The organism is Nocardioides eburneus (genome assembly GCF_040838215.1).
GTDB classification, from domain to species: domain Bacteria; phylum Actinomycetota; class Actinomycetes; order Propionibacteriales; family Nocardioidaceae; genus Nocardioides; species Nocardioides eburneus.
The window spans coordinates 38,527-62,290 of sequence record NZ_JBFPJR010000015.1 but is presented as its reverse complement, the minus strand read 5'-3'; the positions used below and the strand labels follow the sequence as shown (position 1 = coordinate 62,290).

Sequence of the window (23,764 nt, the reverse complement as noted above, 5' to 3'; positions counted from 1 at the left end):
GCTGGCCCGCGGTCCTCACGCACGGTGACGTGACCGTCCGACCTCTGACGCGCACGGATGCCCATGCCTGGGCTGAAGCCCGGCGTCGCTCGGCGGCCTGGCTGCACCCGTGGGACGCGACCGTCCCGCCCGGGGTCACGGCGCGACCGAGCAGCTTCCCCGTCCTCGTCCGCCGGTTGCGCCGCCAGGCCCGCGCCGGCCTCACCTACCCCTTCGCGATCGAGGTGCTCGACGACGGGGTGGGGCGGTTCGCCGGCCAGGTGACCGTCAACAACATCGTCCGTGGGTCGGCGCAGTTCGCCTCGATCGGCTATTGGATCGACCAGAAGTACGCCGGCCGGGGCATCACCCCGCTGGCGGTCGCGATGGTGATCGACCACTGCTTCACGACCGCCGGCCTGCATCGGGTCGAGATCTGCATCCGTCCGGAGAACTCCAACTCGCTCCGGGTCGTCGAGAAGCTCGGGATCAACGAGATCGGCTATGCCCCGCGCTTCCTCCACATCGACGGCGCCTGGCGCGATCACCGGATCTTCGCGATCACGGTCGAGGAGTGTCCGGAGGGGATGGTCGCTCGACTGGGGCGCTGAACGAGCGAAATCACTCCAGTCACAGAAGTTGTCTTGCGACACACCTAGGTTCTTGCCCGGCGGTCCACGTCCACGCTCCTAGGCTTCCATGCGTGGACCCGAGCTCACTGATCTTCGTCGCCCTCATCGTGGCGTGGGCCGTCTATCTCATCCCGAAGGCGCTCGAGCATCATGACGAGAGCCTCCGGAGCCGCGCCGTGTCCACCTTCTCCAGGTCGATGCGGGTCCTCGCGCGTCGCGAGGCGTCGGACGGCTCGGGCAAGGGCACCGGCCTCGTCCGCCGCCCGGGTCGCCAGGCCGGCCAGACGGTTGCGTCCGGTGACGTCGAGAAGGCCGCCGACGTCGAGTACGACGAGGTGCCGGTGCGTCTCACGCCGGCGCAGGTGCGCGCTCGGCGGGCTGCCGCCAAGCGGGCCACCAAGCGTCGTCGCAACGTCCTCTCGGTGCTGCTGCTCGTGCTCGCCGGCGTCGCGGCGCTGGTGATCACCGGTGTGCTCGACCGGCTCTGGCTCGCCGCTCCCACCGTGCTGCTCGCTGCCTGGCTGACTGCCTGCCGCCTCATGGTCAAGAAGGAGCGCGCCGTCGTCACCAGGCGGGTTCCGCGCGCCGCCTCCGGCCCCGTCCCCGTCGCGGTCGAGATCGACGACGAGACGGGTGAGATCGTCGCCGTCCACGAGGAGGAGCCCGCGGCGCAGGCCGAGCCCGCCACGGCGGACGTCGAGGAGCCGGCCGCGGCCGACACCTCGCACGGCCGTTGGGACCCGGTCGAGGCGCCGCTTCCGACGTACGTCTCCAAGCCGGCGGCACCGCGCCGTACGGTCCGCACCATCGACCTCGACTCCACCGGTGTCTGGAGCTCGGGCCGCAAGGCCTCCGACTCCGCGCTCGCCCGCGAGGCCGAGGAGTCCGAGCGCGAGGCCAAGGCCGCGCAGGCCGCACGCGAACGCCGTCGCGCTGCGGGTTCGTGACCTCGTCCGCGGGGCGGTGGCCTGATTTCAGGTCCGAGCGGCCGGGGTGCTAACGTTTCACCTCGCTTGGGGCTGTGGCGCAGTTGGTAGCGCGTCTCGTTCGCAATGAGAAGGCCAGGGGTTCGAATCCCCTCAGCTCCACCGAGTGAAGCCCCTGGATGACCTGCGGAAACGCACGGATCATCTGGGGGCTTCGTCGCTGTTATTCGCCTGTGCGTCCGGCGGATGGCCCCCCGGTGGCCCCCGGCGCCCTGTTGAGGCGCTCCAGCCCGGCCAGGTCGGCGCCGGTGCCGAGGTGGTGCAGGTAGAGATTCGTCGTCGCGATCGACGCGTGGCCCATCCAGCTCTGGACCGTGCTGACATCGACACCGCGCGCCAACCAGAGGCAGGCGGCGGTGTGTCGCAGGTCGTGGATGCGGCGGCCCTTCCCGGTCCGCTCCCACCTCATCGTGCGCAGCACCGCGGAGCGGTGGAGGCGGGAGCCGGCCTCGGTGGTGAAGAGCAGGTCGCCCGGCTTCTTGCCGACCTTGAGCCGCTCGACGATCGGGAGCACGCGGTTGGCGATCGGGACGCGGCGTGATCGCCCGCTCTTGGTGGCCTTGGTGGCGATGCCTTCGGGTGCTGATCGGCGAACGATCAAGCCCGGTGCCGGCACCTCCATCACGTCGCCCACGGTCATCGCGCGGGCCTCGCCCCAGCGCAGACCGGTCCAGCCGAGGATGAGCAGGATGTCCGCGAGCCGGGCGTTCTGCTCGCGCCAGGCCCGGTAGGCAGTCTCGAGCTCGTCCTCGGTGAACGGGTTCATCTCCGTGCGCTCCTCGGAGCTCTTCGGGACGGGCACTGCGGTGACGGGATTGGTCGCGATCAGCTTCTCTCGCACGCACCAGCCGAAGAAGGAGGACAGGCTCGCTCGGTAGCGCACGACCGACGACTCGACCAGCCCGGAGGCGAGCAGATGCTCGAAGACGCGGGCGACCTCCCGGCCCGAGACGGCCGAGAGGTGGAGATTGAGGACGCTGGCCGTGGTCAGCCGCTCGACATCCTGGTCGGCGCGGTAGGTCTTCTGGGCGACCGTCGTCGACCGGATGAGGAGCCAGCGCTGCACCGCGTCTCTGACCCGCTCCTTCCCGGCTCGGGGATCGACTCCGCCGACCAACGCGGCGCGCTCGCGAGCGAGCCAGGCCGTAGCCTCGCGCTTGGTATCGAAGACCTTGCTGGCCACATTGACCCGCCCGCTCTTCAGTCGGGCGCGGAAGCGGCCGTTCGGAGTCTTCGAGACGCTCACGCCGAGGCCTTCTCCAACCAGCTCTCGACGTCAGAGCGCCGATAGCGCGGGCAGGTCCTCGACATCCACGTCACCCGTGGCCCGCAGCCGGACTGACGCCACCGACACAGCGTCGCTTGGGAGACCCGAAGCCACTGCGCGACCTCGTCGGACATCAGGAACTCCGCGCCGCTCGTCCCGTAGTCCTCCGGTGCTACCGCGCTGCTCGCCTTCCCGCGCTTCCTCATCATGTTGCTGCCCACCGTCATCGCCGCCCTTGCGCGTGGTTTTGCCGAACCATTCGATTCTGCGCTTCCTCGCGTGGAAATGCAAGCACCTGACATCGGCGTTGATTCTCGGTAGGTTCGGGGCCATGAGACTGCCCCAGGACCCGCCGTACGCCCGGCAGGACGCTGATGACTTGCTGACGCCTGCGGACATGCCTCCGGGGTGGCATCTACCGACGATGTTCCCGGGGCATCGCTCGAGTGATGAGAGTGCACGGATCGACGAGATCCTCGGGTACGACGACTCCTCGCGGGCGTCGACGGCACCCGATGCCGATGGAGACGCGGTGGCGAACGAGCCGGAAGGCGGGCTGTGGCGCTACCTGGAGCACGCCGACTCGGGGACCCGTGTGTACCTCCGACTCCAACGCCAGGCGTTCGCGGTCCCTGAGGAGGTGCGCATCACCGGCGTGGTGTATCTGCCGCGGGTCCCGGGTGATCCGATCACCTCGCGCCTGCTGCGAGAGCTGCCGACCGCGCACATCGAGACCTCGATCAACAAGCGCCTCTTCGCGATGAAGTCCACCGAGACTCTGACCGGCAACAAGATCGTCCTGCCCTCAGGCGCGAAGGTCGCCCGCCGCGACCTGCTCAAGCCGCTGGCCGGCACCGGCAAGACCGACCCGGACTTCTATGAGCGCGTCGCGCTCCAGCACGGGCAGCTGGTCAAACAGGGTGATCGCAACCCGACGGCGACGATGGCCGAGATCAACGGGGTCGCGCTGACAACCGCGCAGGGATGGGTGGCAAAGGCCCGGAACCGTGGCCTGCTCCCGCCGGGACGCCGCGGCCGCGCCGGCTGACCGCCCCTTCGCTCCGCCTCACCTCTCACCCTCCTCGCCTACCTCCTTCTTCTCACTGCCCACTCTCCCTTCCTCCCTCCTCTGCGCTCCTCGACTCATCCTCCTTCCCCACCTCGCACTTCCTTCCTCCCTTCCTTGCCATCCTCAACCCAATGGACGTATGTTACCTTCGGTATTAGCGCATGCACGCGCAGATACACGCGATGCGGGATCTGTTGGGAGGCTCGGGCGTGAAGGGTGGCGTCATCCTGTTCCGTGGCACCGGTGGTGCCGCACGCCGCTACTTGGAGTCGGACCGCTCGACCGCTGATGAGTACTACTTGGGAGCGGGGACCGCGGTGGCGGAGTTCGCCGTCCTTGATCGTGACGGCAACGTGACGGCGGAGGGGGTGTTCACGCCGGAGCAGTACGCGGACTGGGTGGACTGGCGCAATCCGTTCACCGGTGCGACCCGGGGCACCCCTCGGCTTCCCAGTCACGGCGAGGCGACGATGCCGGGGGAGCGGAGGCATGCGAGCGCGAGACTGGGGTCGCCGCGGTTCGCCGAGATGGTGATCAACGCTCCGAAGTCGCTCTCGATCGCCGCCGCGTTGCATCCCGGTGTCTCCGAAGCGCTCGATCGTGCACAGGCGGACGCGGTCGCTGAGATCCGTTTCTGGTTGGCCCAGCACTCGGTGACCCGTGTCGGTCCGCGTGGGCTCCAAGAGGTCGTCGGTGTGCACCGACTCGAGACCGTGGCGGTCGTCCACAAGACCTCCCGGGCGGGGGACCCGCATCGCCACATCCACTTCCAGATCGGCACCCGTGTCTTCGCGGCCGGGAAGTGGCGCGGCCTCGACACGGCGGCGCTGTTCAAACAGCAGGGCGCGGTCCGGGCGCTCGGAACGGCAGTCATCGCCGCCCACCCCGAGCTGACGCGTGTGCTCGCCGCCCATGGGTTGAGCCTTGACCACGTCACCGGCGAGGTCGCCGAACTCGAGCCGTACAACGCGGTGCTGTCGAAGCGCGCCGCCCAGGTCGAGCACAACCTCGCCGCTCTGGTTGCCGCGTGGGAGGACGCGCACCCCGGCGAGGAGCCCGGGCCGGTCGTGCGTGCCAGGTTGCTCGCCCGTGCCTGGGATCATCAAAGACCGCACAAGAAGCCGGCCCCTGAGGGGCTCGGTTGTGAGGAGGGCTGGCGCCGCGAACTTGCGGCCGCTGGCTACCGGACAGGTCCACGGTCCCACCCAGCCCGCGCGCCAGCGCCCGTCGGTATCGATGACCTGGATGTGGAAGAGCTCGCAGCGCGGGCGCTCGACCGCTGCGCCGCGAGTGCGTCGACGTGGACGATCCACGACATCCAGATGCACGTCACGCACGCGATCACCGAGGCCGGCATCACCGCGACCGGCGGCGATCTGCGCGACCTGATCACCCTCGCGACGAACCTCGCCGCGTCGGACTGCCTCTCGGTGCTGCCGCCCACGATGGCCCGCCCCGAGCAGGTCGCCCACCTCACCACGATCAGCGTCGTCGCGGCAGAGGAGACCCTGCGCGACCTGATCGGCGCCGGTGTCGAAGCGAGCGGGCCGGCCGAGGGCGAGGTGGATGCGATGGCGCCCGCGGAGGCGGAGGCCATCGAGCGGCTCGCGACACAACGTGGGCTAAACGCCGACCAGGCCCAGGCCGCGGCCGCGATCGCGTCGCCAACCCCGCTGGTCATCGTCGAGGGCGCGGCGGGTGCAGGAAAAACCACCATGCTCGGCGCCGCCATCGCTGCGGCCGAGGCTCAGGGGCGACCTACGCGGATCGTGACCCCGACGAAGAAAGCCGCCGATGTCGCAGCCGAGGAACTCGGCGTACCGACCGACTCTGTGGCCGCACTGGTCCACGCCTACGGATGGCGCTGGGACAACGACGGCGTCTGGCACCGCCTCAAGCCTGGCGAATCCGACCCGGTGTCCGGTGAAGTCTTTGCCGGCCCACCCGCACCCAGAAGGCTGCGCACGATGGAGCGGATCGTCGTAGACGAAGCAGGCATGCTCGATCAGGACACCGCCACCGCCCTCCTGATTGTCGCGGCCGAGACCGGCGCTCGCATTGCCTTGATCGGTGATCGCGCCCAGCTGCCAGCGGTGGGCCGAGGCGGCGTCCTCGACATCGCGGCTGACCTCGTCACTGCATCTGGACTCGAGATCCATGACCTGACCGGCATCCACCGCTTCGCCGATCCGACCTACGCTTCCTTCACTCTCGACCTGCGCGACGGCCGGCGTGCCGAGCGGCTCTTCGACCGCCTGCAGCAGTTCGGCCTCGTGCGGCTCCACGAGTCGACGGAAGCGATGCATGCGGCGCTGGCAGAGATCGCGCGACCCGGTGACGCCATCACAGTCGGGACCATCGACGAGGCCACAGAGGTCAATGCCGCGATCCGGCAGGCGCGCATCGCCCGTGGCGAGATCCCCGAAGTCACCGCCGCCGTAGGGTCCGATGGCCTGCCGGTCGGGCCAGGCGACCTGGTCATGACCCGTCGCAACGACAACGCGCTGGGGGTCGCCAACCGGCAGACCTGGATCGTCCAGCGGGCCGACGACGACGGTGATCTGTGGGTCCTGCCAGCCAAAGCAGCTGGCCGTCGAGCGAGCAAACACCTCCCCGCCGCCTACGTCGCCGAGCACGTCCACCTTGCCTACGCCTCAACCGCCTACGGCGTCCAGGGTGCGACCAGCGAGGCTGCCCACGCCGTCCTCAACAGCCCGACCAGCGGCGCCTTCGAGAGTGCGGCTCTGGATGCTGCCGGCATCTACGTCGGCCTGACGCGCGGCCGCGAGGCCAACCTGCTCCACGTCGTCGCGGCCGACGTCGAGGATGCGCGCGAGCAGTTCGCTTGCACGATGGAACGGGACCGCGCAGATCGCGGTCTCGCGCACGCGGCCAGGACGGCGCGCGAAGCTGTTGCCGGACTCGTCGCACCTCCGACCATCGATGCCGAGTACGTCGCATCCGAACGCGCCCGACTTGCTGCCGACATCGACCGCGCCAACGCCGACGCCGCCCGCTGGGAGAACGCGCTCGCGGCGATCGCCGCCCTGGACAGCGAGCACCAGCGAAACCGGGCACCCTACGAACGCGCGGTCGCGTCAGCGAAAGCAAGCGAGGAGGCCATTCGTGCCGCGGTTCACGCCGACCTGCTGGAACAGGCTGCCCACGCGGCCGACGCCATCGCAGAGGCTGCGGACCGCATGTATGCGGCCAACGCAGCAGCCCGCAACTCAGGCAGATTCGGACGCCGCGCCGCGGAACGGGCTGCTGAACAGAGGTCGAGCGATCTTGACAGCCTGACCGCTGCGGTCGCCGCTCGCTGGGGAACCGCCTCGACCCCAGGAGCCGACCGCACCCGCTGGGCCCAGCATGCAGCCGATCTGGCCACCAACGATCATCCGAGCGTCCTCGAGGCCTGCCGCGACATGGCAAGTGCGGTCGACAGGCTGGCGCTGATTGACAGCAACCACGAGAACGTGCGAGCAGACACCCGTCGACACCTCCTCGGCAATCGCCGGGCTTCCGACGTCCGGCGCCGCACGGTGCAGCTGCGCGCGCGAGTACAGGACGCCAAGCACCTCCTTCGCAAGCTCGACACCCTGCCGCCCGCAGATGCCGCTCGTGCGCTCCGAACGATGAGCGAGCCCCCAGTGCCCGGCGGAGCCGTCCGCGCCCTGGGGACGTCGCCGGCCGCACGTAAAGGGACGCAGTCGTGCTCAGCGCCCGGCAGCGGGGAACCGCGGAGGCTCTCGGGACAAGCGCATGAGCAGAGTCTGAGCCTCTAGCGAGCGGTCCTCGACGACCCGGATGTGTCCGGGCGAGACGGGCGTGGCCGCGGATCCGGCCTCGTGCTCCTGCTGGCCGGCCGCCGTCGCCGTCGCCACCTCGGCAAGCAGCCCGTCCGGTGAGCTGGTTCGAGCGTGTAGCGTTCGCAGTCACCTGCCTGTGCCTCACAGCAGTCACCTGCGCCACGTTCGTGCTCGCCTTCGACGCGATCCGCGCCGAAGCCATCGCGACCCACGTCGTTTTCCCGGGTGCAGCCTGGAGGGTTCCGATCGCAATCGACGGCGGCGAGCTCGCCGCAGCCGCCTCCCCCTTCATCCGCATCCAGCGCGGAGACCGGCCCCGAGCCGCCGAACTCATCCTGGCCATCGGCCTCATGGCCCCCAGCGCGATCACCAACGATGCCCACGCTGGGTCGGAATGGCTCGCGAAGCTCCTGGCCAGACTCCCACCGTTCGTACAGGTCCTCTCCCTCGAGATCCTGCTCAGCGCGCTCCACGAACGCCAGCACCGCAACGTCAAGGCGCCCGCACCGGCCACCAACCCTACCCCCACCCAGCCGGACCGCCGGGCCGAGGCCATGAGTGCCACGACGGTCTCAACGTCCAAGCCGGAGCCCCGGCCGGCCGTGCCGACGGGCACCTTGCATGCGGCTTCCTGAGCACTGCCGTTGCGGCCGCACCTGGTCTGGCGACAGCGGAGGCGACGACTGCTGCCCCGGCCCCGGCCGCCATCGTCTCAAGCGAGCGGGTGAGTGCACCCCAGCGGCCTGCGGCTCGTACCGCGGACCAGGAACACCCCCAACGGCCCAGCACCGAGGGATCAGCACGTCAACGCGTCACCGACTACGTCAGCGCCCACCTTGCCAACGGTGGATCCCTGGAAGACCGCGAGCTGCGCGGAAACGTGATCAAGGATCTGGCACCGCACCGCCGACCGTCGGGAGGGCGAGCTACGCAAGGAAGCCAAGACCACCAGGGAACCGGGCCAACCGGGTCGGCAACGGTGGCCGCGGTACCCGTGACTGTCTGACCACCTAACCCCGGCCAGATAACAACCCCTGCAGCCGATCAGCGCAACCGCGACCCGGTTCCTCTCCGCGCGTCCGTGATGCAACGCCGCCGGGCACGATCCGGATGACGTCGGCGTGTTGACCGTTTGCGCCAGGGCGTCCTCCACGCCTCTCAAGGGCGCAGCGCCCGGGGCCAGATTCCTTGCTTGCCTGGCGAGAAGATCCCGGCGGGGTCGACGGCGTCCTTGATCTTCTCCACGAACCGGAGGTAGGCGTGGTCGCCGAAGGCGTACTGCTCCTGCGCCAGGTCCATGTAATGCAGGTGCGCGCGGTACTCGCCGTACCCCAGCTTGCCGGCCTCGCGGACCAGGTCCTGCAGGGTGCGGTAGGCCTTCTCGGTGGCGTCCAGGTCGTCGTAGTCGAAGGTGACGCCGGTGACGTGACAGACGCTGCGGGCGTTGCCCACGATGATGTCGGCGGTGTAGTCCAGCCCCGCCGCCTCGAAGAAGGCGCGCATCCAGCGGTGTAGCGCCAGCACCTTCTCACCCTTGAGCGGGGCGACCGGAGCGAAGCTCATGTGGCCGCCGCGGGTTCCGCCGTACCAGCCGCCCATGTCCTTCCAGTCGAGGTTGGGTACGCCGGCGTATACGCGGTGTGACGGGTTCGGCAGGTCCGGCCCTTCCGCGGGGGTGGTGCGGGTGCCGGTCACGCGCGCACCCGGGATCGCCTCGAACGCACTCTGCACCTTGGCGAAGTTGTGGTCGACGACGGGGCCGTCGCCGTACAGCGCCAGGCGTAGGTGCCAGCGACCCAGGTCGAGCTTGCGGGCGATCTCGTCGATGGCCTCGTCGGGGATCGGCTGGGACGAGTCGCCGTCGTAGAACTGCGAGCGCTGCCCCATCGTCGACGCCAGCAGCAGGGTGTTGAGGATGCATGGCACGCCGTCGACTGTCCCGTCCAGGCGCAGCCGGCGCAGGATGTCGACCATCGGCGCGAGATCGTCCTCGCGATAGACGTCGACGTCGACCATCTGGATCGTCTCGTACGCCGGGGAGAGCCAGATGCCGATCTTGGTCACGATGCCGAAGTTGGACTGCATGAACAGCTGGTCCAGTGACGGGCCGAGACTGCGGCGGTAGAGGTTCCAGGTCTCGTTGCCCTCCATCGCGCCCATGTTGGTGCGTAGCAGCGAGCCGTCGCCGGTGACGACCTCCATGCCGCACGCGGCCATGAAGTCCTTGCCGTTCGGCAGGTAGGTCATGCCGTGCTCGAGGGAGTTCCCCGCCAGACTGCCCCAGCCCAGGTCGGGCACCGAGACCATCAGCTTGAGTCCTCGCGCCTGGATCTCCTCGTAGAGCTGCTCGAAGCTCACGCCCGGTTCCAGGAGGGCGTAGCCCATCTCCTCGTCGAGCTCGAGGATCCGGTTCATCCGGCGGAAGTTGACCGTGATGCCGCCGGAGACGCGGGGTGCAGCTCCGCCGTACCCGTTGTTGCGGCCCTGGCCCTGGCTCCACAGTGGAATGCCGTGCTTCGCCGCGATCCGGACGACGTCCTGCACCTGCTCGGTGGTTGTCGGTTGGACGACCGCGCCCGGCCAGAAGGCCTGCCACTGCTCGGGCTGGAACGGATCGCGGAACTCTGACTTCTCCGCCGGCTCGGCCAGCACCGCATCGGCCCCCAGGGCATCGGCCAGCTCCGCCAAGGCGGCTGCGAAGGTGTCGGCGGGGATTTGGGCCACGTCGTCGGGCAGGAACTCAAGCGTCATCGGTCGTCTCCTACGGCTGGTGATTCGTGCGGTGTTCGTCTGGTGATTAGGCGGGGTTGCGCCCGAGGAAGAACTCGCGGAACGGGTCCGTGCTGGGCTCGAAGCCGGAGTCGAGGAGGCCCTTGCGCAGGGCGTTCATCTGCGGCTCGTGGATGCGCTGGGTCGGCATCCGCAGCGGGCCGCCGTTGTAGCCCTGCAGCCAGCCCTGGAACTTCCACAGCTGCCGGTTGATGAAGGCGCCGCCGTTGAGCTGCTGGGCGAGTGCGTTCTTGGCCTTGCGGGCCGGGTGCATTCGCCAGTAGAGGTCGGTTACCTCGTCGAACTTCCCATCTCGCAGCAGCCTCATCGCATGCGGGATCGTGGGCCCCCAGAACTCGTGGTCGCTGGTCGCGGACAGCTGGATCGGGATGAGCTGGCCGAGCGGGAGGAGCTCGCCCTCGATCGGGCAGGAGATCACTACCTCCGCGCCGAAGAGGCGGTGGCACTCGACGATGCCCATGATGCTGGGGAAGCCGCCCTCGGCCTTGATCACCGCGATGTTGGGGCAATCGTCGAGCAGGCGGCGGATCAACCGGGCGGGGATATCGGACGGGTGGATGCGGGTGCTGAAGCCCCAGAGGAACATCGGGAAGAGGATGACCGCGAGATTCGTCGCATCGCAGAGGGTCTTGGTGTAGTCGTAGACCTCCTGCTCGGACTCGGGGTAGAAGTTCGGCGGGTAGGACAGCAGCACCAGCTCCGCGCCGGCAGCCTCGGCGCCTTTGACCGCCTCGATGTTCTGTTCCAGGTTGCCCCAGCTGGCGTGGTGCACCACGACCAGGTCGCCACCGTCTGCGTCGGCCTCGTCGCGGACGATGCGCAAGAACTCGAGGTACTCCGGGATAGTGATGTTCACTTCGGAGACTCCGAGCGTGCCGAGGAAGCCGTGCTCCTTGGCCAGACGTATGTCGTGCCGGATGCCGGCCTCGTTGATGTCGCGCAGGTCGGCGGTGAAGGAAGGGATGGTGCAGTTGACGGCGCCGACGAGGTGCTCGCGGGCCCACTCGCGGGCCTCGGTACGGGTGTAGGTGGGCATGAAGACTCCTTCGAGGTGTTGAGCGGTGGTCAGCGGGCGGCCGACGTGGCGCCGGCGCCTTCCCAGGCGAGGTACTTGAGCTCGAGGTATTCGTCGATGCCGTGCACCGATCCCTCGCGGCCGAGGCCGGACTGCTTGATGCCGCCAAACGGCGCGACCTCATTCGAGATCAGACCGGTGTTGATCCCGACCATGCCCGTCTCCAGTGCGGCCGCGACCCGCCAGGTGCGCTCGGCATCCTTCGTGAAGAGGTACGCCGCCAGGCCGAACTCGGTGTCGTTGGCCCAGGCCACCACCTGGTCCTCGTGGTCGAAGCGCACCAAGGGCAGGACCGGGCCGAAGGTCTCCTCCCGGGTGATGAGCATGCCGGGGGCGACGTCGACAAGCACCGTGGGTTCGAAGAACCGTCCACCCAGCCCGTGGACGGAACCACCCGCCACGACACGCGCGCCGTTCTCTGTCGCGTCGGCAATATGCTCGGCCACCTTCTCGACGGCCGCGCTGTCGATGAGCGGACCGATCTGGACACCGTCCTGTAGTCCGGGACCGACCTTGAGCGCGCCGGTGCGCTCGGCCAACGCGGCGGCGAACTCGTCGTAGATCCGGTCCTGAACGTAGACGCGGTTGGCGCCGATGCACGACTCGCCCGTGTTGCGGAACTTGGCCGTCAGCACGCCCTCCACGGCCGTGGGGACGTCGGCGTCGTCGAACACCAGGACAGGGGCGTTGCCACCCAGCTCCATCGAGGCGTTCTTGACCGTGAGCGCCGCCTCCTGCAGGAGGCGGCGGCCGACCTCGGTGGAGCCGGTGAAGCTGATCTTGCGGACCAGCGGGTTGCCGGTCAGTTCCGGTCCGATCTCGCTGGCTCGTCCGGTCACCACGCTGAGCACGCCCGCCGGCACCCCGGCACGCTCGGCCAGCTCGGCGAGCGCGAGCGCCGTCAGCGGCGTCTGAGAGGCAGGCTTGACGACCATCGTGCACCCTGCGGCGAGGGCGGGGCCGGCCTTGCGGGTGATCATTGCGGCTGGGAAGTTCCACGGCGTGATGGCCACGCAGACGCCGACCGGCTCCTGCAGCACCACGACGCGGTTCGATGCCCTGGGAGAGTCGAAGATCTCGCCGCGGATCCGCTTGGCCTCCTCAGCGAACCACTCCAGGAACGAGGCGGCGTACACGATCTCCGCGCGCGCCTCGGTCAGCGGCTTGCCCTGCTCCAGGACGATAATTCTGGCGAGGTCCTCGGCATGCTCGCTCACCAGGTCGAACCAGCGCCGGAGCACCTGCGAACGCTCGTTGCCTGATCGTGCGCTCCACTCCGGAAGGGCGCGGTGGGCGGCCTCGACCGACGCCCTCACCTGCTCAGGGCTGAGCGAGGGCAGCTTGGCGATGACGTGGCCGGTCGCTGGATCGTCGACGGTGAACGAGCCGGAGCCGCCCTCGGTGATCCACTCGCCGGCGACGTGGGCGCCGTACCGGAGGAGATCGGGTTGGTCGAGCACGCTGAACGGGCTGGCTTCGATGGTCACGGTGTTCCTCACTTCTCGACCGGGTGGATCCCGAGGTCGAGGTCTCGACCTCGTCCTTGTTCTTCGGCACTGCGCGCGCATAGCTCGGCAACGGCAAGGTCCTGCACGGCGGCACCGACCGACTTGTACAGAAGGATCTGTTCGGGTCTCTCTCGGCCGGGTACGGAGCCTCCAATCAGATCCGAAAGGCTCATCGCCCGGGCCGTGATGTCGACCCCTGCCTGCCTGGCAGCGATCAGGTCGCCGGTCTCCTCGAGCACCTCGGGCAGCATGTCGGCGATTAGGAGGTCGGCGCGTGCGATGACCTCAGGGTCGACCTCGCGCTGCTCGGGCAGGGTCGAGCCGATCGAGATCACGGTCATCCCCGGCCGCAACCACGCCCCGAGCAGCGTTGGCGTCTCGTCACGAGAGCGGGCGGCACAGATCACAAGGTCCGCGCCGACGACCGCAGACTCGGCGGACTCCGCGGGCTCGATGGCGAGGTTGAGATCGGCGAGGTCGTCGGTGAAGCGCTGCCGACTCTGCGGGCGCGGGCTGAAGACCCGCACGCCAGCAACGTCGCGTACCGCCGCCACGGCGCGTAAGTGGTTGCGCGCCTCGAAGCCCGAGCCGATCACCGCGACCTGAAGCGGGCAATCCACGGCCAGGACGTCGGCCGCGAGGGCTGAGGTCGCGGCGGTGCGAAAGCCGGTGATCGAGTGCCCGTCGAGCAAGGCCACGAGTTCGGCGGTGCGCTGGTCGAAGAGCGGAATCAGGTAGGACACCCGGCCGTTGCGCGGCGAGGCCGCGATCACCTTGAGGCCCATGAGGTGCTCGCCCGCCGGCACACCGCTGAGCGTGCGCAGCCATCCGTGGTCGCCGCGGGCCATCCGGCGGGCGGGGAACCTCGCCTGGTCGGCATCGGCGGCGTACGCCTCTCGGAGGGCCCCAACGGCGCGGCGCCAGTCGAAGACCGCCCGCACGGCGGCGTCGTCCAGGATCAGGGTCATGGAGTCTCATCTCTGTGATCGGTGACACAACGACGCTATGGATTGGATATTGGATCCACAATGGACGTTCACGGATACCTGGCATCACGATCCGGCCAATTCCCCCTCGACCGGCGAGACGTCCCGCTCCCTAGAGTGGTGCGCATGCCCGGAATCCATCGCCGCGTGGCAGACGAGGTCTTCGACCGCCTCCACGAGCAGATCGCCACCGGCGCCGTGGCTCCCGGCGACCGCCTCGACCCCACCGAGATCGCCGCGTCGTACGGAGTCAGCCGCACCCCGGTACGCGAGGCGATCCTGCGCCTCGACGCCCAGGGTCTGGTGGAACGACTCCCATACCGCGGCGTCGTGGTAACCGGCGTCGACCTAGCCGCGGCCGAGGACGTGGCAGCGATGCGGATCCAGCTCGAGACCCTCGCCGTACAGGCGGCGCTGCCACACCTGACCGAAGAGACACTCGACCGGATGCGCGAGCTCCACGAGGAGCTCCGGTCTCGGGTGGACGGACCCGACGCCCAACAGGCCTTCTCGGGGCTCAACCGCGAGTTCCACATGACGCTCTACCGCCTCGCCGGCTCCCCCACACTGATCCGGCTGCTCACCGACCTGTCGGCGCAAGCAGAGCGGATGAGGCTGCACTTCGACGTACGTCGCGGACGTGCCGACGATGACCACGCTCGGATCCTCGCGGCCCTCGCCGCCGGCGATGCCGAGGAGGCGGTTGCCGCCACCCGGGACCATCTTTTCGGGGCGCTGGTCATGATGATGCCCGCATCCTTTGGGGTGACTCCGGGCTCAACGCTCGACGCGGCGCTGCGGACCAGCGGCTGGGTCCCGGAGACCGCTCGCTGAGTGCGGCCGTGGTCCCGGCCACCCGTTGGAGGCGTGACAACTTGTCCAGACGAGGAAGCTCGACCGATCGTTCGGCGCTACTTTTCGACTCCGGCGAGGTGATCGAAGCTAGTGTCGGCGCATCCGAGTTCCTCACTCGAACCGTGCCGGATCCCGTACCACGAAATTGTCACAGTTCACCGATCAGTGCAGCAGAGCCGGTTCAGCCCGGCGGGTGACGACTGGCGCCGCTTCAGAGGTCGAGGTGCTGTGCCGGTGAGAGGAGGTCCTGGAGGCGGTAACGCTTGCGGTGCCTGACGACCTACCCGACGCTCAAAGTCGCGTCCCGGCTGGTCCGCGCTGTCAAAGAGCAGGGCTACATTGCCTACCGGGCAGGTGCATTGGCCCGGATCGAGCGACGCGATCAGCTGACCGGCCCAGCCTCGCGACTGCGCTGGCCCTCGACCGCCCCTTTTGGACAGCGGACAACGACTTCTTCTTTGCGGGCGTGCCGACCTGGACCAGCGATCGGGTCGAGTTGTAGCCGAAGGCCAAGGTGTGACTCTCTGCCCGCGAATCCGTTCGTCCGGCCATGGCCCCCCGGTGGCCCCCGCGTCGGAGATTCGGGGTTGTCGAGCAAGCGCTGCAACGCGTGGAAGCGCTCGCAGATATGGCACGTGGAAGCAAGGTGCACCTTCGCAATGAGAAGGCCAGGGGTTCGAATCCCCTCAGCTCCACCAAACATGCAGGCCAGTGGGCCAGTCCGGAATCCTCATCGAGGAGTACGGCATGGCAACTCACCACAAACTCACCACTTCACCGTCCCGAGCGACACGCTGGAGCGTGGCCCTCGGCGCGTCTGGGACCGGCTCGGTCCGGCTCGCACACCTGGGTGGCATGGACACCACCGCACCCAGCAGCATCCCGCACCCGAGTCCGGTCGCCGGCGATGACCACGCTACCGACTGCGCCGACGGCACCGACCGGGCCGACCTGGCCAGCCAGCTGGCGGTCCTGACCATCTCCCAGCTTGCCGCTTACCTCGGCGTCAGTCTGAAGTGCTTCTACGACCTGCGCAGCGCCGGTCGCGGCCTCCGAGACTTTCGGGTGGGCCGCGAACTGCGGCTCCGCCGGACCGAGGTCGTGGCATGGCTGGCCGGCCGTGAGCAGGCCGACGCGGTGCGCCACGGCGCCAAGCCCGCCACCGTTGAGGACCCCGACCGGCTAGCCGGGCGCGCTCCGTGAGCGGCGGCCGCCCCCGTACCCCGATCGGCGCCTACGGCGCGATCGCGCTGCGCCCCAGCCGCGCCGGCGCCGGGGTCGTGGCGGAGACCCGCTACCGCGACGTCGACGGCCGCCTGCGCAAGGTCACCGCCACCGACCGCACCGCCCGGCAGGCCACCGCACTGCTCAACCAGCGCTTGGTCGACCGGCGCGGTTACGGCAGCGCCGGCCAGTTGCGGCTGGCCAGCCCGCTCGGCGACCTCGCCGAACTGTGGCTGGCCGATCTGGAGGCTCAGGACATCTCCGAGACCACCAAACAGGGCTACCGCGACACCCTCGGCTCCACGTGCGCCCGACCTTCGAGCACTACACCCTCGGCGAGCTCACCACCGGCCGGGTGGAGCGCGACCTGCGCGACCAGCGCGCCGTCTCCCACTCCCAGGCGAGCCGCGTCCGCACCGTGCTCAACCTGCTGTTCGGGTACGCGCTGCGCCACGACGCCCTCACCCGGCAACCCGGTCGAGGGACCTTTCAGCTCCGCCGACCCAAGGGCACCCCACGCGCCCTGACCCTGGAGCGGATCGCGGCCATCTGCGCGGCCGTCGGCAACTGGTGCACCGGTGACGATCGCGATCCGGATCTCCTCGCGGGTCTCCCAGGTCCTGCACAGCGACCGCGGCAGTCAGTTCCGTAGCCGGAAATTCGTCCACGCGCTCAACCGTCACGCCATGTTGGAAGGACTCAACGCTCACCTGCAACCATCGTGTGCTCGAGTGCGGAGAGCCGGTACATGATGCGGCGGGCCATCAGGCCCGGCTTGTCGGGGGCGAAGCTGAGGTCGATCTGCGGATCTGCATCGTTCTTGACGACGTCCATGATCCACTCCAAGGCCTCGACGTCCTCGGAGTACGCCTGCGAGGAGGCGTCGGTGAGGAAGGTGTCGATCTCCGGGTCGCCGGGCTTGTAGTCGCGGGAGTTGAACCACCAGTAGTGGATGGTCGTGTTCGACTCGGGCGTGAAGCAGTGCGTGATGTTGTAGCGGTAGTTCGTCGGTGCGTCCCCGTCCGGCTCGTGGTCGATGATCTCGGCGAAGGCTACGTGGAGAGCCGGCGAGACGAACCGTGCCTCCGAGGTGCGGTCCACCCGCTTGTGCATGATCCCGGCGGGTACGCCGTAGACGGCGGGCGGGGCAGAGTTGTGCAGATGACGACGGATCACCACCTGGTTGTTCTCCGTCGACGCGCTCAGCCGCGACCTGGCGTACTCCGGCGTGCCGACGGTGTCGGGGTGCAGGAAGGGGAAGTGCGTCTGGTCGATGAGGTTCTCGTGCATCGCGACGTAGTCGGTGTCGATGTGGTAGCGACCCGAGACCGTGCCCCAGCCCTCGTCCGCGAGCCAGCTCGTGTCGGGGATCAGTGCCTCGTCGGCGAGATCGGGCGAGCCCATCCAGATCCAGGTCAGCGGGCCCCGGTCGGTGACCGGGAAGGTCCGGATCGTGACGGTGGAGGGCGTCGTTGACAGGGCCGGCATGTGGGCGCAAATTCCGTCGGGCTCGAACTCCATGCCGTGGTAGCCGCAGATCAGCCGGTCGCCCTCGAGCTTGCCGCGGGCAAGCGGGAAGGAGCGGTGGGGGCAGCGGTTCCGCATTGCCACCGGCTCCCCGGACCTCGTCCGGTACAGCACGACGTCCGTGCCGAGGAGCTTACGGGCGAGCGGAACGCGGCCGATCTCGCTGGCAAGGCCCGCGACGTACCAGCAGTTGCGGATCAACGGCGTGGCGTGAGTCGCGAACTGCCCCGGGTCGTGGGGCTCCATGGCGGCGAAGACGGCGGCGTCGCCGCTCAGGTCCTCGCTGGGCGCGGACGGCAGGGTGTCGGTCATGACGGTGGTCCCTTTCATTCGAGGTCGAGGTCGAGCACGGCGCCCCTGGCGCGCGAGCAGCACAGGGCGACCTGGGTGCACGAGGCCTTCTCGTCGGCGGTGAGATAGCTGTCGCGGTGGTCGATCCCCTCGTGGGCGTCGAGCACGTCGGTCACGCAGAGTCCGCATTCCCCCCGGCGGCAGTCGGACAGCGTGTCTACGCGTGCGCCTTCGAGCGCGTCGAGCATCGTCGTGCCCGCGCCGACCCGGACCACGTGTCCCGATCGCAGACGGATGTCGAAGTCGACGTCGTCGGGCAGGTGGGCGGCGTTGAAGACCTCGAAGCGCACGTGGCGGTCGTCCCAGCCGCGTGCGCGGGCAAGGCCTCGTAGTGCGTCGATCATCGGGCCCGGGCCGCACACGTACGCCACGGTCCCGGCAGGCTGCGCGGCCAGCAGGCCATCGAGGTCGGGCATTCCGCTGTGCACCGCCTCGTGAATGCGCACGCGGTCCCCGCCGAGGCCGCGCGCCTCGGTGGCATAGGCCATCTGGCTGCGCTCGGCGCCGGCGTAGAGCATCGAGAAGGACTGCCTGCGGATGACGAGGGAGCGCAGCATCGGCAGGATCGGCGTGATGCCGATGCCGCCTGCGACGAGCAGGACGTGGGGAAGGTTGCGCGAGAGCCGGAAGGCCCCGATGGGATGCGAGACCCGCAGCGGCGTCCCCTTGCGGAAGTGATCGTGGATGTACGCCGACCCGCGTGAACGGTCCTCGCGCTGCACCGCGATGCGCCAGAACGGCTCGCGTGCGGTGGTGGTCAGGGGACCGACGACGGAGTAGTGGCGCAGGAAGCGCCCGGTGTCGCCGCCGAACCTGAGCTCGAGGTGGCTGCCTGCCTCGGCGAGGGGCAGCGGCTGGCCGTCGGCGGCACCGAGGGTGAACTCGGCGATCCGGTCGCTCAGGTTGCGTCGCTCGAGGACGACGGCGTCGAGATATCGGTCGTGCACGACTACTCCAGTTCAGAGCGCGTCAACGGGTGTGGACGCGAGAAGGTGTTTCAGGCAGGGATCCGGTCGTTCCTAGGTCTTCCAAGGTCTTCCTAGGGCGCTGCGGCCATGCCCTTCGCGGGCCCCGGCATGCCCGGAGCGCGGCTTCCGGCGGCGTCTGACTCGGCGATCGCGCGTAGGACGCTGCCGATGTGGCGGCGCATCGCGGACTCCGCGGCGGCGGGCTCGTGAGCGCAGACCGCGACGATGATGTCCAGGTGCTCAGGCAGCGAGACCCGCGGTCTCCCAGGGATCAGCGACAGCATGAACTGGTGACGCACCATCTGAGCGTTGAGTCGTTCGAGCAGCGCGGTCGCCGTCGCGTTCGCCGCGATCTCCCGCAGCGACGCATGGAGCGCGGCGTTCGATTCCGAATATCGCACGAGCTCGCCGCCCTCGACGGCGTCGGCCATCGCGCGTCCGAGCCGTTGGAGGCCGTCGATCTGCGCCGGTGAGATCCTCTCTGCGGCGCGGGCGGCGATCAATCCCTCGACCGACTGGCGCAGTTCGGTGATCTCGAGCGCCTCTGCCAAGGACAGCTCGCGTACCCGGGCGCCGCGATGGGGCTGCACCTCGACCAGCGACTCCGCCTCCAACTGATGGAGGACGTTGCGGATCACGAACCGGCTGACGGCGTACTCCTCGGCTAGTTCGGCCTCGATCAGGCGCTGTCGGGGGGCGTAGCGGCCTTGGAGGAGTGCGGCTCGTAGTCGCTGGCGAACGTCGTCGGCACGCGCCCGCGTGGATCGCTGCTTCACTCCTCCACCTCCTTCTGCGTGCGCTCCATGCTGTGTGCGTCACGTCACTCTAACCTGTTGCGCAGATCTTTGCGCAAGTCGTTGCGCAAAAATTGTTGATAATATGAGCAAGCGTTTCTTAGTGTCAGGGCTCACATCGGGCTAGTGGCCCACGTCACACGGAACGGAAGGCGCACACCATGCGCAAGGGATCAGCGATCGCGGCCGAGCACGTCGGCAAGCGTTTCGGCCACGTCGAGGCGCTGCGCGACGCCTCCATCAACGTCGACTACGGCGAGGTCGTTGCGCTCTTCGGCGACAACGGTGCCGGCAAGTCGACGTTCCTCCGGGTCCTGCAGGGCATCCATCGGCCCGACAGCGGTCAGGTCACGATCGACGGCAAGCCGGTCGAGATGTCCTCGGTGCGCGATGCCCAAGAGCACGGTGTCGACACCGTCCACCAGGATCTCTCGCTCGCGCCGGACCTCAGCGTCGTCGACAACATGTTCCTTGGCCACGAGCTGATGCGGAGCGGGCCGCTCGGCGCGCTCGGGTTCCTCGACCGCAAGCAGATGGCCGAGCGCACCGATGCCGCGCTTCGCGAGCTCTCGATCGCCCTGCCGTCCCTGAATGTGCCGGTCAGCCAGCTCTCGGGTGGCCAGCGACAGGCCATCGCCGTCGCTCGCGCGGTCATGTGGTCGTCCACCGCCGTGCTGCTGGATGAGCCCACCGCCGCCCTCGGTGCGCGACAGTCGGAGCTGGTGTGCTCCATGATGCGCCGCGTCGCAGATGCAGGCCGCGGCGTTCTGGTCGTCTCCCACGACCTGCCTCGCATCCTCGCCATGGCCGACCGCGTCGTCGTCCTGTGGCGCGGCAGAACCGCCATCGACGCCCCCGCCCGCGACCTGACCGTCCCCGACGTGGTGGCGACGATGGTCGGCTACGCCCAGGAGACCCTCGCATGAACACCGTTGCCAACACCTCGCCCGCGGCCTCGCGCGAGTCGGCAGTCGACACCCGGGCCACCCGTCCGACCCCGTGGTGGCGACAGGCGCTGCTCACCCGAGCGACCGCCATCCTCGCCCTCGACATCGCCCTGTTCGTGCTGTTCACGGCGCTGTCAGACAACGGGGTCTTCGCCTCGAGTGACAACGTGCAGGCCCTGCTGCTGGCAGGCACCGAGGCGCTGCTGCTCGCCGTCGGACTCGCGATGATGCTGGGCGCCGGGATCTTCGACCTCTCGTTGGGGGCGAACCTCGTCCTCTCCTCGGTGGTCGGTGCCCGTGTGATGCTCCACATCTCCACACCCGCCGCCGACGGCACCTACCCCCACGCCGCCGCCGCGGTCCTCGCCGGGCTGCTGGCCTGCGTGGTGACCGGGGCTGTCTTCGGGACCATCAACGGCCTGCTCGTGGCCTACCTCCGCATCAACGCCCTGATCGCGACGCTCGGCACCCTCGGCATCGGCACCGGGATCGGCTACGTCATCAGCAACGGCACCGACCTTTCCGGAGTGCCGACCCAGTTGCAGGAGAATTTCGGCCTGCGCACCATCGGCGTCCTGCCCGTGCCGGCGCTGGTCGCCCTCGTCGTGGCGACGGCGCTCTACGTCTGCATCCGCTACACCCGCTTCGGCATGCGGACGCTGGCCATCGGGTCGTCCTTCAGCGCTGCCGATCGGGTGGGGATCAAGGCGCCCCGCCACCTCCTCAAGCTCGCCATCCTCGGCGGGGCGCTGGCCGGAGTCGCCGGGTTCATCGACCTGTCCCACTTCGGCAGCACCGCGATCCAGGGCCACAGCAACGACGCGCTCAACGCCGTCACCGCGGCCGTGATCGGCGGCACGATGCTCGAGGGCGGCAAGGTCTCCATCATCGGCGCCCTGTGGGGCACCGCGCTCGCCGTGATTCTGCAATCGGGACTGGTCATCGTCGGAGTCTCGTCCTACTACCAGCTCATCGCCGTGGGCGGCGTTCTGATCCTGGCGGTCGCGCTGGACCGGCTGACCTATATCCGCCGGCGCGCGACCTGACACCCGGGCACCGCGCCACCACCACCCTCCCGCCGGCACCTGCTCCGGCGACCGCAGCCCGACGCCCAGGTCCCTGGGTATCAATGGAAGGAACACAGATGAAGCTCAACATTCGCCGTTCGGCGGGGACGCTGGCCGTCGCCTGTTTGGCCCTGGGACTGGCCGCCTGCGGAAGCTCCAGCTCAGGCACCGGCGCCGGTGCCACAGCCGGTGCCGGCAACATCACCATCGCCGGGGTCTACGGCCTCACCGGCGACCCGTTCTGGGCGTCACTTGGGTGCGGCGCGAAGGAGGAGGCGCAGAAGCTGGGCGTCACCTACAAGGACTACTCATCGACCTCGGGCGACGCGTCGGCGTACTCGCAGAGCTTCTCGGCGGCGACACTGGCGAAGCCGGCCGGCATGTTCGTCAACCCGTCGAACCCCGACCAGTTCGTCGCGCAGTACAAGTCGCTGATGACCAAGGGCGTCCCGGTCGTGACGATCAACGGCACCAACCCCGCCGCGCAGTACAAGGTCGTCGGCACCGACACCAAGAACCTCGCCTTCCTCGACCAGCTCAAGAGCCTCGTCCCGACGGGCAGCGGGAAAATCGCCGTCATCAACGGCATCCCGGGTCTCGTCCCGGTCGACTCGCGCCTGAACCCGGTCGTCTCGGCGATCACGTCCGCGAACCCGCAGCTCCAGGCATTGAAGACGACCTACACGTCCTTCGACGTCAACAAGGCGACCCAGGCGGTCTCATCGCTGCTGATCGCGAACCCCGACCTGAAGGTCATCGTGGCAGCCGACGGCCCGGACGGCCAGGCCACGGCTGCAGCCGTAAGGGCAGCCGGCAAGGCGGGCAAGGTCACGGTCATCGCTCTGGACGCCGTGCCGGCCGAGGTTGATGCGCTCAAGCAGGGCCTGATCACCGCGCTGGTCGCCCAGTCGCCCAAGCAGATCGGTGCCGACCAGCTCAAGGCTCTCGTCGACTACATCAAGTCCAACCCGAAGGGCGGCGCCGTCCCCGCCTCGGACGACTTCGTCGGTGTGCCGCAGAGGCTTCTGACCAAGGACAACGTCGGCGACGCCGCCAACGCCGACTACACCTATCAGGCGAGCTGCTGAACCCGTGCGCCTAAGCCCCGGCGCACGGCGCGCCGGGGCCCGGTCGGCGGTTGATAACGTTGGGCGATCGGGCGGCTCGCCTGAGCGTGCCGACCATCGACCTCCGAACCCCTCGACCCGTGAGCAGCGTGAGCACCGTGAGCACCGTGAGTGACGAACTCGACGCCACGCCCGCGGGCGCCGCTGGCCGCGACGTCGCCGCCCAGCATCTCCGCGAGGAGATCGCCTCTGGTCAGCTCCCGCCCGGATTCAGGCTGCTGCCGGCAGAGCTCAACGAGCGGTACGGGGTGACGCGTCACAGCGTAAGACTGGCGTTGGGCGTGCTCGAGCTCGAAGGGCTCGTCGAGCGGATCCCCAATCGCGGCGCCCGGGTGCGACGCGTCTCCGCGGCCGAGGCGATCGAGATCATGGAGTGCGAGCGTGTCCTCGACGGACTCCTGTCGGCGAAGGCCGCCGAGCGTGGCACCGAGCAGCAGGTCGCGGACATCGTCGACAACCTCCGGCGCATGGAGGAGGCCGTCGGTGCCGGGGAGCTCCCGCTTTACTCCGAGCTGATCCAGGTCCACCACGGCCTGGTCCGCGCGGCGTCCGCCCATGCGACCGCCGCCGACCTCGTCCAGCGGCTGATGGGTCAGATCGTGCGGCACCAGTTCCAGCTGTCCCTGCGAATGCGTCGCGCCGAGGAGTCACTCGTCGAGCTGCGGCGCACGGTCCGGGCGATCGAGAGCCGCAACGCGGACGAGGCCGAGATCGCGGCCCGCGACCACCTCGCCGGAGTGATCCGGGCGCTTCGCGACGAGTCCGCACCGACCGCCTGACAGTGTCGACAGTCACTGTCTACT

At 69.0% G+C, this 23,764-nt stretch carries 21 protein-coding genes and 1 tRNA gene; 14 read left to right on the top strand and 8 right to left on the bottom strand.

What is annotated here, in order from left to right; all coding sequences use genetic code 11:
- Nucleotides 1–29: 29 nt before the first annotated feature.
- From AB3X52_RS10455 to AB3X52_RS10445, 3 genes are all read left to right on the top strand, one after another.
- Complete coding sequence (locus tag AB3X52_RS10455; protein WP_367993980.1) at nt 30–590, top strand: GNAT family N-acetyltransferase; 561 nt, start codon at nt 30–32, stop codon at nt 588–590.
- Between the two features lie 92 nt (nt 591–682).
- Entirely contained in the window at nt 683–1,558 is an 876-nt protein-coding gene (gene sepX, locus AB3X52_RS10450) for a divisome protein SepX/GlpR (protein ID WP_367993978.1), read from the top strand.
- Between the two features lie 68 nt (nt 1,559–1,626).
- A tRNA-Ala gene (locus tag AB3X52_RS10445) sits at nt 1,627–1,699 on the top strand.
- Between the two features lie 61 nt (nt 1,700–1,760).
- Here the strand turns inward: AB3X52_RS10445 and AB3X52_RS10440 are convergent.
- Nucleotides 1,761–2,843: a tyrosine-type recombinase/integrase gene (locus AB3X52_RS10440; protein ID WP_367993976.1), complete on the bottom strand. Its 1,083-nt coding sequence runs from the start codon at nt 2,841–2,843 to the stop codon at nt 1,761–1,763.
- A 352-nt stretch (nt 2,844–3,195) separates the two neighbouring features.
- Between AB3X52_RS10440 and AB3X52_RS10430 the strand changes: the two genes are divergently transcribed.
- From AB3X52_RS10430 to AB3X52_RS10420, 3 genes are all read left to right on the top strand, one after another.
- Complete coding sequence (locus AB3X52_RS10430; RefSeq protein ID WP_367993974.1) at nt 3,196–3,912, top strand: hypothetical protein; 717 nt, start codon at nt 3,196–3,198, stop codon at nt 3,910–3,912.
- A gap of 182 nt (nt 3,913–4,094) precedes the next feature.
- Entirely contained in the window at nt 4,095–7,718 is a 3,624-nt protein-coding gene (gene mobF, locus AB3X52_RS10425) for a MobF family relaxase (RefSeq protein WP_367993972.1), read from the top strand.
- 119 nt (nt 7,719–7,837) lie between these two features.
- Nucleotides 7,838–8,377, top strand: a complete 540-nt coding sequence (locus AB3X52_RS10420) for a DUF2637 domain-containing protein (protein WP_367993970.1) — start codon at nt 7,838–7,840, stop codon at nt 8,375–8,377.
- Between the two features lie 523 nt (nt 8,378–8,900).
- On the opposite strand, the gene AB3X52_RS10415 is transcribed toward AB3X52_RS10420, so the two are convergent.
- The 4 genes from AB3X52_RS10415 to AB3X52_RS10400 are packed head-to-tail and all read right to left on the bottom strand — an operon-like array spanning nt 8,901 to nt 14,083.
- Complete coding sequence (locus AB3X52_RS10415; RefSeq protein ID WP_367993968.1) at nt 8,901–10,493, bottom strand: FAD-binding oxidoreductase; 1,593 nt, start codon at nt 10,491–10,493, stop codon at nt 8,901–8,903.
- A gap of 46 nt (nt 10,494–10,539) precedes the next feature.
- A complete protein-coding gene (locus tag AB3X52_RS10410; RefSeq protein ID WP_367993966.1) occupies nt 10,540–11,568 on the bottom strand; it encodes a dihydrodipicolinate synthase family protein in 1,029 nt (342 codons plus the stop codon).
- Between the two features lie 29 nt (nt 11,569–11,597).
- The gene (locus AB3X52_RS10405) at nt 11,598–13,094 is read right to left on the bottom strand and encodes an NAD-dependent succinate-semialdehyde dehydrogenase (protein ID WP_437440546.1); all 1,497 of its coding nucleotides are present in this window, start codon (nt 13,092–13,094) and stop codon (nt 11,598–11,600) included.
- A gap of 8 nt (nt 13,095–13,102) precedes the next feature.
- Nucleotides 13,103–14,083 (bottom strand): ornithine cyclodeaminase family protein, encoded by a 981-nt coding sequence (locus AB3X52_RS10400; protein ID WP_367993964.1) that lies wholly within the window; start codon nt 14,081–14,083, stop codon nt 13,103–13,105.
- Between the two features lie 144 nt (nt 14,084–14,227).
- Between AB3X52_RS10400 and AB3X52_RS10395 the strand changes: the two genes are divergently transcribed.
- From AB3X52_RS10395 to AB3X52_RS19405, 4 genes are all read left to right on the top strand, one after another.
- Nucleotides 14,228–14,935: a GntR family transcriptional regulator gene (locus tag AB3X52_RS10395; protein WP_367993962.1), complete on the top strand. Its 708-nt coding sequence runs from the start codon at nt 14,228–14,230 to the stop codon at nt 14,933–14,935.
- A 289-nt stretch (nt 14,936–15,224) separates the two neighbouring features.
- Nucleotides 15,225–15,458 (top strand): PIN domain-containing protein, encoded by a 234-nt coding sequence (locus tag AB3X52_RS10390; RefSeq protein WP_367993960.1) that lies wholly within the window; start codon nt 15,225–15,227, stop codon nt 15,456–15,458.
- Between the two features lie 353 nt (nt 15,459–15,811).
- Nucleotides 15,812–16,159, top strand: coding sequence for a helix-turn-helix domain-containing protein (locus AB3X52_RS10385; RefSeq protein WP_367993958.1), 348 nt, complete (start codon nt 15,812–15,814; stop codon nt 16,157–16,159).
- 325 nt (nt 16,160–16,484) lie between these two features.
- Entirely contained in the window at nt 16,485–16,832 is a 348-nt protein-coding gene (locus tag AB3X52_RS19405) for a site-specific integrase (protein ID WP_437440545.1), read from the top strand.
- A gap of 47 nt (nt 16,833–16,879) precedes the next feature.
- On the opposite strand, the gene AB3X52_RS10375 is transcribed toward AB3X52_RS19405, so the two are convergent.
- The 3 genes from AB3X52_RS10375 to AB3X52_RS10365 all read right to left on the bottom strand — a co-directional run bounded on the left by AB3X52_RS10375 (nt 16,880) and on the right by AB3X52_RS10365 (nt 19,802).
- Nucleotides 16,880–18,019, bottom strand: coding sequence for a Rieske 2Fe-2S domain-containing protein (locus AB3X52_RS10375; protein WP_367993954.1), 1,140 nt, complete (start codon nt 18,017–18,019; stop codon nt 16,880–16,882).
- 14 nt (nt 18,020–18,033) lie between these two features.
- Nucleotides 18,034–19,005 (bottom strand): PDR/VanB family oxidoreductase, encoded by a 972-nt coding sequence (locus AB3X52_RS10370; RefSeq protein WP_367993952.1) that lies wholly within the window; start codon nt 19,003–19,005, stop codon nt 18,034–18,036.
- 92 nt (nt 19,006–19,097) lie between these two features.
- Nucleotides 19,098–19,802, bottom strand: coding sequence for a GntR family transcriptional regulator (locus AB3X52_RS10365; protein ID WP_367993950.1), 705 nt, complete (start codon nt 19,800–19,802; stop codon nt 19,098–19,100).
- A gap of 179 nt (nt 19,803–19,981) precedes the next feature.
- Between AB3X52_RS10365 and AB3X52_RS10360 the strand changes: the two genes are divergently transcribed.
- The 4 genes from AB3X52_RS10360 (at nt 19,982) to AB3X52_RS10345 (ending at nt 23,740) form a co-directional block, all read left to right on the top strand.
- Nucleotides 19,982–20,746, top strand: a complete 765-nt coding sequence (locus AB3X52_RS10360) for an ATP-binding cassette domain-containing protein (RefSeq protein WP_367993948.1) — start codon at nt 19,982–19,984, stop codon at nt 20,744–20,746.
- Entirely contained in the window at nt 20,743–21,813 is a 1,071-nt protein-coding gene (locus AB3X52_RS10355) for an ABC transporter permease (protein WP_367993947.1), read from the top strand. The genes AB3X52_RS10360 and AB3X52_RS10355 overlap by 4 nt, the downstream gene beginning before the upstream one ends.
- Before the next feature lie 98 nt (nt 21,814–21,911).
- Entirely contained in the window at nt 21,912–22,922 is a 1,011-nt protein-coding gene (locus tag AB3X52_RS10350) for a sugar ABC transporter substrate-binding protein (protein WP_367993945.1), read from the top strand.
- A 146-nt stretch (nt 22,923–23,068) separates the two neighbouring features.
- Complete coding sequence (locus AB3X52_RS10345) at nt 23,069–23,740, top strand: GntR family transcriptional regulator (protein WP_367993943.1); 672 nt, start codon at nt 23,069–23,071, stop codon at nt 23,738–23,740.
- Nucleotides 23,741–23,764 lie beyond the last annotated feature (24 nt).